The organism is Pelatocladus sp. (assembly GCF_059505505.1).
Window position 1 is genome coordinate 1 of sequence record NZ_JCACKS010000088.1, and the last position, 9,376, is coordinate 9,376.

Annotated in this window: 6 protein-coding genes and 1 tRNA gene; 1 reads left to right on the forward strand and 6 read right to left on the reverse strand. The window is 41.9% G+C overall.

What is annotated here, in order from left to right; all coding sequences use genetic code 11:
• Nucleotides 1–51: 51 nt before the first annotated feature.
• The 6 genes from AC5JMK_RS07920 to pdhA form a co-directional block, all read right to left on the reverse strand.
• Nucleotides 52–1,077: a peptidoglycan-binding domain-containing protein gene (locus AC5JMK_RS07920; protein WP_495909813.1), complete on the reverse strand. Its 1,026-nt coding sequence runs from the start codon at nucleotides 1,075–1,077 to the stop codon at nucleotides 52–54.
• Nucleotides 1,078–1,234: 157 nt separating this feature from the next.
• A complete protein-coding gene (locus AC5JMK_RS07925; protein WP_495909814.1) occupies nucleotides 1,235–2,509 on the reverse strand; it encodes a M16 family metallopeptidase in 1,275 nt (424 codons plus the stop codon).
• A 143-nt stretch (nucleotides 2,510–2,652) separates the two neighbouring features.
• Nucleotides 2,653–3,897 (reverse strand): M16 family metallopeptidase, encoded by a 1,245-nt coding sequence (locus AC5JMK_RS07930; protein WP_096676221.1) that lies wholly within the window; start codon nucleotides 3,895–3,897, stop codon nucleotides 2,653–2,655.
• 202 nt (nucleotides 3,898–4,099) lie between these two features.
• Nucleotides 4,100–4,171: transfer RNA gene (locus AC5JMK_RS07935), tRNA-Lys, on the reverse strand.
• Nucleotides 4,172–4,232: 61 nt separating this feature from the next.
• Complete coding sequence (locus AC5JMK_RS07940) at nucleotides 4,233–5,102, reverse strand: aldose epimerase family protein (protein WP_495909815.1); 870 nt, start codon at nucleotides 5,100–5,102, stop codon at nucleotides 4,233–4,235.
• Nucleotides 5,103–5,186: 84 nt separating this feature from the next.
• On the reverse strand, nucleotides 5,187–6,224 hold the full coding sequence (gene pdhA / locus AC5JMK_RS07945; RefSeq protein WP_096676223.1) for a pyruvate dehydrogenase (acetyl-transferring) E1 component subunit alpha: 1,038 nt from the start codon (nucleotides 6,222–6,224) through the stop codon (nucleotides 5,187–5,189).
• 578 nt (nucleotides 6,225–6,802) lie between these two features.
• On the opposite strand from pdhA, the gene AC5JMK_RS07950 reads away from it, so the two are divergent.
• Nucleotides 6,803–9,112 carry an IMS domain-containing protein gene (locus AC5JMK_RS07950; RefSeq protein ID WP_495909816.1) on the forward strand — a complete coding sequence of 770 codons (2,310 nt, stop codon included), beginning with the start codon at nucleotides 6,803–6,805 and terminating at the stop codon, nucleotides 9,110–9,112.
• Nucleotides 9,113–9,376: the final 264 nt, after the last annotated feature.

Genomic DNA, 9,376 nt, shown 5'->3' on the forward strand with positions numbered 1-9,376 from the left:
CAACACTGATTCGGAGTACCGAATACAGTGTGGGGCTTCTTTTGGTTCAAGCTAACGCTGTCGTAGCAAAATTTCCCAAGTTGCACCACCAACTACACCATCAGGTTCAATGTTATAGCGCTTTTGTAAAGCTTGAACTGCTGCTTCGGTTTCTTCACCAAAGTCGCCATCAGCATCACTTTTGAGATAACCAAGTTTTCGCAGTCTTAGTTGTAATCTTCTAACTTCAGCATTATTCATTCTTGGGCGCAAGATCGGATATCCTTTGGAAGTGTATTGAACACCAGAAATTTGCTCGAAACGTGGTGTTGGTTGAGTACGTTTAGTTGATTGAGAACGTGTTGAACGTGTACTTTGTTGAGTGCGTTTAGTTGGCTGGGAACTTGTGCTTTGTTGAGAACGATTAGATGATGATTGGGTGACAGTTTTCTTTTGAGAATTAGTAGATGTGGTTTGTTGTGGTGGTGTTGCTGGTTTTGGTTCGGGAGAGGTTGTCAGTGCTGTGGAATTATTTGCAGTTTGAGTTGTAGTTGCTGTGGAATTATTCGCAGTCTGAGTTGTAGTAGTTGTAGAGTTGTTGACAATCTGAGTTGGAACCGGAAAGTTACTGGCTGAATTGGTGACAGCAGTGGTAGAATTAGGGGAAGGAGATGATGCGATCGCTTCACCAGGAAAAAGTTTTTGCCAAGTAACAGCATCAACAATACCATTAGCATTTAAGCCAGCAGCTTGTTGAAACTGAGAAACTGCTTTGGCTGTTGCTTCGTTATAAATTCCGTCTACAGCACCTGTGTAGAAGCCTAAAAGTTTCAGTGCGGATTGTAATTCTGATACTGGTTGTCCTTGGCTACCTAGTTGTAAGTTAGGGCGAGTAATGCTAACTTGGGCTATCTGGAAGATTTGTGGTGATGGTGCTGCAAATGCTGGTACAGCAAAAGCAGTGAACAACAGAGGTGTAGAGGAAAATAGCAGTAATTCGATTCCTAATAAAAATCTATTCCCCTGCTTCTGTCTGAATAAACAGCATTTTACAAATGGGTTTAGCGAACTTAAATAGCCAAAGAAACTGGCTGTCATGAAACTCTGTCCTCGCTAAAGTTGATGGTAATACTCTATACGGCAAAAAGTGATAAAATGCAAGAGAAAATTACTGATACTTGCTACTAAATAACTATATTTTTAACAGTTATCAGTTATCAGTTATCAAAATTTACTTACTGTTAACAGTTAACAGTTAACTGTTAACTGATTTAACTGCTTCTTCTGGACCAACCAAAGATACGTAAGGCTTGTGTAAATAACGAGAAGCTATTGTCATCGCATCATCAGCATTAACATTAGCAATCAGTTGCTGAAATTCCTGATCAAATTCAATTCCCAATCCCAAAATTTCATACCAGCCATATATTTGAGCAAGTTGTCCATTTGTTTGCTTGCCCAAGGCGTATTGTCCTAAAATTTTATTCTTTGCTGCTTGTAAGTCTACTTCTGTGAGTGGTTTAGTATACAGTAAATCTACTTCTGTGTGCAGCCCAGATAGGGCAATTTGAGTATTTTCGGGAGCCGTACCCATATATACTACGAATGTGGCAGGAAACAGCCGTGTGGGGTAGGAGGCGGAAACTTCGTAAGCTAAACCCCGCTTTTCTCGTAATTCCACAAATAAGCGGCTGGAAAGTCCATTTCCTAAGTATGTAGATAATAACTTCAAAGCAGCGTAATCTGGAGAAATGACTGCTGCGGCAATGTAACCCAGCATGACAATTGATTGTTGTGTCTGTTGGGGTACTATAATCTGTTGCGGCTGGACGGTAAGATTTGGTAAATTTAATTTCGGCAGTGGTGTATCAGCAGGTGCTTGCCAATCCCCAAAGACTTCTTTGACCACTGCAACAGCATCATCTAGGGTAATGCGACCAGCAATACTAATCACTAAATTATCTGGACGAAAATAAGTTTGGTGAAACTGAACTAAATCTGTACGAGTGATACTACCCATAGTTGATTCATTTCCCAGTGCTGACATAGCATAGGGATGATCTTGGTACATCACCTGGCGTAGTTGATCAAAAGCAATGCTAAAGGGATGTTCTTTTTGAGAACGAATATCTTGCAAAGCGATGCGTCGTTCTAATTCGACTTCTACTTCTGGAAAAGTAGGCGATCGCAATATTTTTCCTGCTAGTGCCAAAATATCAGCAAAATCTGCTGTTACTGTTTTTAAACACACCTGAAAATAATCAGCAGCAGTATCTGTGCTTAAATGTGCGCCGATAGACTCTACCCGTTCGGCGATTTGCAAGCTAGAAAGTCCCTCACATCCTTTTGTTAATACCGCAGACAATAAATGTGCTAATCCTGCATGTTCCCGATTTTCGTAACAGCTACCAGCACGAATAAAAATCCGCGCTGCAATAATATCTGCTGTAGGATTTTCTGTCAGGAGTAATACTATGCCATTATCTAAGACTGTGCGGTGAATGTGGGATCTTTGTAGGGAAGTGGTCATTTGTTAATTGTCCTTGGTCATTTGTCCTTTGTTCTTGGTCAAGAGTCCTTTGTTCTTGGTCAAGAGTCAAAAGTCCTTGGCCATTTGTCTTTTATTTATAAGGAGTAACAAATGACTTTTGACTTTTGACTTTTGACTCTTGACTAACAAGGCTTCAATACCGTAACTACGTAATGATTGGGTGAAAGAAGCTCTTGTGCTAATTGTTGCAGTTGTTGCGTATCAAAGGACTGGATTTTTTCGGGATATGTCATCGCTAATTGTGCTTCGGCGATGGTATTGTAGTATCCATATAGTCCTGCTAGTTGATTGGGTGTTTCTGTGGAGAAGGCGAAATCATTACATAACAGGCGTTGACAACGAGTAAGTTCCTGGGGGGAAATACCATCAGTCAGTAAATCCTCTAGATGTAAACGAATTAAGGACTCGACACGTTCCAGGTTTTCTGGTTCTAACCAAGCAGTAATGGTAAATAAACTCGAATCTCTTTGGAGGGAAAAATTACTGCATATACCCTGGACTAATTGCTGTTCTTCTCGCAAGTCTCTGACTAAGCGTGATGTCCGTCCTTCTGCTAGTAAAACTGAGAGTAAATCTAATCCGTAGGCGCTGCAAAGTTGTTCGACTCCTGGCCCCGTCCACGCCATCATCAATCGTGCTTGTTCCAGGCGGGGTAAATCTAACTGTTGGCGGCGAATTCCTGCTATGATTGGCTTTGCTACTTCTTCTGTTGATGGACAATCACAACAGCGATCGCCAAAATTATTAAACGTACGGTTAACTAATTCTAGAGCTACTTCTTGAGCTATTCCTCCAACAATCACCACCGTCATGTTTTCAGGTTGGTAATAAGTGCGGTGAAAGCAGCGCATTTGTTCTGGTGAGTGCTGTATGAGTTCTTGTTCTGTACCCAACACCGGACGCCCATAGGGATGGCGCTGATAAACACTCTGGAGTAATGCTTGAAATCCTATCCAATCAGGATCATCTTGGCAAAAACGAATTTCTTCTAAAACCACATCTCGTTCACGGCTAAATTCATCTTCTGGAATCGCCGCATTTTGCAATAGTTCTCCTAAGTAAGGGAGAGTCTCTTCGATAAAACTGGCAGCTGTAGTGATAGAGTAATGGGCATAATCATAGCTAGTAACCGCATTAGCTACCCCACCTCTGTTTTCAATTTTTTGATCAAATACTCCTGGTGGCAGGTTTGGAGTTCCTTTGAAGATCATATGTTCTAGAAAGTGAGCCATACCAAACCAATGGCTGGGTTCAATTCTAGCGCCAGCACGCACCCATACATCCGCTACAACCACAGGAGTGTCGGGAATTTCTTGATGGATAAACGTTAAACCATTATTGAGTGTAAAGACCGAGGTTGAAAACACGGTGTTGATGGGTTTTGGTAACAATAATTTTGACAGAGTTAATCACAATTTATCGCAATCTTGCAATCCTAACTCTTATGTCAACACAAATTAGCATCAATTGATACATATTTTTGACCTCTCCTCAGTCCAAAGAGACGGGATACTAAAGATGCACCAATCAAGCTTTTTAGTTTTGGTTATTTTAATGTAAAAATTTATATGGGTCGCCTGGGATTCGAACCCAGAACTAATCGGTTAAAAGCCGAGTACTCTACCATTGAGTTAGCGACCCGTTGCCAACGATTTGCAACTTTATTAATATATCATAAGAAGTCCCAACTTTGTAAAGGGGTTTAGAAAAATTTTGCCAAAATTCTCACACTCGCTGCACAAGTGGCTCCTGGTTGCAAAATTGTCAGATGTTCACCAGTGTTGATGGCATTACGAGGAGCGCTCCACGGTTCTAAACAGTAGAAGTCTTTGCCCTTGAGTGTCCAAAACACGAGCGTAGAAAATATATTGTCTGATTCCAGCGTGAGTTTTAATTTGCGGCTATTGTCGCTCACACTAGCTGATTGACTACCTAGTTGTTTAAATGCCACATCAATTTCATCTTGATTGAAATCAAATTTACCATCAAAAGAATGAGTTTCTTTGCTTCTTTGATCTTGGTACTCTGAAGCCGGAATCTCAAACTCTAATTGGGTTTTATCCTGTATGAGAAAGTAAGGATGAAACCCAAAAGAAAAGGGCATTGCTTCCAAGGAGAGATTGGTATACTGTTGCTGGATTTCTAAGGAATTGCCTTGGATTTTATAACTGAAACTTATCTGAAAATCAAAAGGATATACTGCTCGTGTTTGCTCGTTGCTATTGAGGGTAAGAGTAAAACTTGCTGCATTTTGGCTAACTTGATCAGTGACTTGCCAAGGTAAATCACGAGCAAAACCATGTTGTTTCAAAATATATTGCTTACCGTTGTAAGTGTAACTATTTTCCGGTAAATTGCCGCAAATCGGAAACAAAATCGGTATACCACCCCTAACACTCAACTCTGGGTTAGCAAACCGTTCTGTATCTAAATAGAGAATTTCTTGCCCTTGAACACGCCAGCGAGTGATAATAGCGCCCCGTTCTGGAACAACTTCTAGCTGAGAGTTGGCGGTTTCATCCGTGAGAATGTAGGTTTTGTATTGTTGTTGTTGAATAGATATAGAAAACACGGCTTTAGAATTATGAAATTATAAAATTATGAAATTATGAAATTATGAAACTTTTCAGCATTCATAATTCATAATTCCTAATTTTTACTTATCTTCCGCAAAAATGTAGCGATAAAGTTCGCTGGGGTCAGGTTCGGGACTAGTTTCAGCAAATTTCACTGCTTCTTCGATTTCTTGCTGGATTTTGCGGTCAATATCTTTTAATTCTTCCGCCGTTGCCAGGTTTTTTTCTGTAAGATAAGCAGCAAATTTCTTGATTGGATCGCGGCTAAACCAATATTCTTTTTCATCTTTGGTTCGCAGTTCATCTGGATCTGCCAAAGAGTGACCCCGAAAACGGTAAGTCAGTGCTTCAATCAAAGTCGGGCCTTCACCTGCGCGGGCGCGGGCTACGGCTTCCTGTGCGACTGCACGCACTGCCATAATATCCATACCGTCTACTTCCACACCTACCATGTTGAAGACGCTGGCTTTTTTATAAATTTCTGGGTCGGAAGTTGCCCGTTCATGGGCCATACCAATAGCCCATTTGTTATTTTCAACGACGAAAAGAATTGGCAATTTCCACAGCGCAGCCATATTTAAGGTCTCGAAAAACTGACCGTTGTTGCAAGCACCGTCACCAAAAAAGCAAGCTGTCACTTGGTCAGCGCTGGGATCACCCAGAACTTCTCGGCGGTATTTACTTTGAAAAGCTGCCCCAGCAGCTACAGGAATACCTTCTGCGACAAAAGCATAACCACCCAGCAAACCATGTTCAGCAGAGAACATGTGCATGGAACCGCCGCGTCCTTTACTGCAACCTGTGGCTTTGCCAAATAATTCTGCCATAACCTGTTTTGCTGGGACTCCGGCACTCAAAGCATGAACGTGGTCGCGGTAGGTACTAGAAACAAAATCTTCTCCCGGCCGCATTGCCCCTTGGATCACACCTGTGGAGACTGCCTCTTGACCATTGTACAGGTGGACAAAACCAAACATTTTGCCTCTGTAATACATTTCCGCGCATTTGTCTTCAAAGGTGCGCCCTAGTACCATATCTTGATACAACCGCAGCCCTTCTTCTTTATCAATCTGGGCGGTAGCAACGTCAAATGTCGGTAAAGTGCGTTCTTGAACCATTATTTTTTACTATCCCCGTAGTAACACTCAAAGTTACCATGCTTAAAAGAATTGAATAATTTTTGAACCCAAAAAAAAGAGTTAAAAATTAAACAGTTATTGGCTATTACTGTTTTATGTTTTTTCTGGGAAAGGTTAAGATAACAACCTTAGACCCAAGACTACCAACCAGGATAGCTTGCTTTCTGCATACTCATTAACAAATTCAAAAATTGAATTTTTCCGGTTTTTACTTCTCTAGATAATTGCTATAAATATCTAACTATGTTATACTTCGGCTCGCTTGCAAGCAGAAGCAAATCTACGAAACGGTGTCTGTCTGATGGGATGTTGAGAAACTTCCTTCAGCATCCGCAACAGGAATGTTTAAAAAATACATTCCAAATAGAGGAAAATAATAAATATCTGCCAACAGAATATGACTGGCGCTGCCGTCAAAGAGATTGGAGAGGCAGAAGTAAACTTGTTGCAAAACACACTTGTTGTGTGAAAACAACGAGTTATTATTATGGCACGCTTTTACACTCTTGGAATACTCTCTCAAAATGATGTTGATCGCGGTGCAGGGGAAGTAGGCTGTGCGAATTCCGCTAGATTACTACCGAATTTTAGGACTGCCTTTGGCGGCAAGTGAGGAGCAATTGCGGCAGGCGTATAGCGATCGCCGACAGCAATTGCCGCGACGCGAGTATTCCCTGGTAGCGATTAACTCTCGCAAACAATTGATTGAAGAAGCTTACGTGGTTTTATCAGATCCCAAAGAACGCAGAGCCTACGATCAAAGTTATCTTGCTCATGCTTATGGTCCCGATAGGGAACACAATACTGCCGTGACAGTAGAAAACCGTGCTGCTGACAATGGCTTGATTGAGTCTCAAGGTCTGAGCATCGAAATTAACTCAGAGGAATTAGCAGGTGCTTTGCTGATTCTCCAAGATTTAGGGGAATACGAACTAGTACTGAAGTTAGGTCATCCTTACCTGACGACAAATAATGGTAATGCTTTGCAAGCGGGCAACATAGAAACAGACGAATATGGCGAATACAGCGATATTGATCCTCAAAGACCAGATGTTGTTCTCACGGTTGCTCTGGCGTGTCTAGAATTAGGTCGAGAGGAATGGCAACAAGGTCATTACGAAAATGCTGCTGCTTCCCTAGAAATAGGCGATGAATTACTAGCACATTTTGGACTATTCCCCAATGTTCAGGCTGAAATCCAAGCGGATCTTTACAGACTCAGACCATATAGAATTTTAGAGTTACTTGCCTTGCCATTGGAAAAAACTGCCGAACGCAATCAAGGATTGCAGTTATTACAAGAAATTTTAGGCGATCGCGGCGGTATTGATGGCGCAGGGAATGACTACTCTGGTTTAAACATTGATGATTTTTTACGCTTTATCCAACAACTGCGTAACCACCTGACAGTAGCAGAACAACACCAACTATTTGAAGCAGAAAGTAAGCGTCCTTCTGGCGTAGCCATATACTTGGCTGTTTATGCATTGATAGCGCGCGGATTCACCCAACGTCAACCAGCTTTGATTTACCAAGCCAAACAGATGCTGATGCGTCTAGGTAAGCGCCAAGATGTGCATTTAGAACAGTCGTTATGCGCTTTGATGTTGGGTCAAACACAAGAAGCTACCCGTGCTTTAGAACTGAGCCAAGAATACGAAGCTCTAGCTTATATTCGCGAGCATTCTCAAAATTCTCCTGACCTACTTCCGGGTTTGTGTTTATACGGTGAACACTGGTTACAAAACGATGTTTTTCCCAACTTTCGAGATTTAGTTAAACAGCAAGCTTCCCTGAAAGATTATTTTGCTAACCAGCAGGTACAAACCTATCTCGAACAGCTACCGACACAAGTAGAAACCAATTATGAAGGGTCAACAATTAACCAACCGTCATATCCTCAAACCCGGATAAATCGCCAGAATCCTCGCAGCGATACTAATATAGTTTACGGTCAATTGCCAAGTAATAGAAGCAATTCTGCAAATTCACACCCTATTGACTCATCCTCTTCCTTTCAAGCCTCACCTCCTCATTCAGACCGTGAAGACACAAGATTAGACATGCCCTTTACACCTGTTTCGGGCGTGGAACGCGCTAGCAGAAGCAATGACTATCAGATGAATGGTTCCGCTAGAGCTAGTGTACCTTCTCAACCACCAACCTCAAGAAGGCGCAAACCCATCCCGTCTGCTTATCCCAGAGAAGGTCACTGGGAACAGCGTCCACCTACTGCACGGCGACGGCGTTCTAATACTCGCGGTGTCAATACCAATAAGCGGTTATTGTGGATAGTGTTGACTAGTCTGGGAAGTATATTAGTTTTATGGCTGGCGATTTCAACGACTGTAAAATTAGTACATAACGCCTTGAGACCAGCACCTGCTTTACAAGGTAAACAGTTATCAATACAACTAAATGAACCACCACTAACTATCCCTAACCGCAATAGCAAACCCCTGTTTCCAACAGGATTGTTAACAGAAGCGACAGCAGAAGAAGTGATTCAGACTTGGTTGGCAACTAAATCTGCTGCCTTGGGGCCAAATCATGAAATTGATAGTTTAGATAATATTTTAATAGACTCAGCCCTAACTCAATGGCAACTCGTTGCCAAGGAAGATAAGGCTGATAACCGTTATCGCAAATATCAACACACTGTTAAAGTAGAATCTTTAGAGATTAATCCTACCGATCAGGAACATGCTGCGGTGCAAGCTTCTGTAACTGAAGCAACGAGTTTTTATGAAAACGGTCAACTGAACCGGAAAAAGTCCTCAAGTGAAACGGTCAGAGTTAGATATAACTTGGTTCGTAAAACTGATGGATGGCATATCCGGGAAATATCTGTTTTAAATAAAGTTTAAATATATTTGTTAGTCAATTGTCATTGGTCAATTGTCATTGGATATGGGCCAGTGTTCTCCCTGCTCCTTTGTCCCTGCTCCCTGCTCCCTGTACTCTCTGAGAAGCCGCTTGCGCGTCTACGCGTAGCGTCTCCTCTGGAGAATCCCCAAGTGAGGTAGTGCATCCCCTGAATCAATAATTTACACACCTGATGATTTTTCATGTCTTGAAGTAAGTGAACTACCCAACGCTGACCTTACGGTACAGCGTGGGCTTCTGTACTC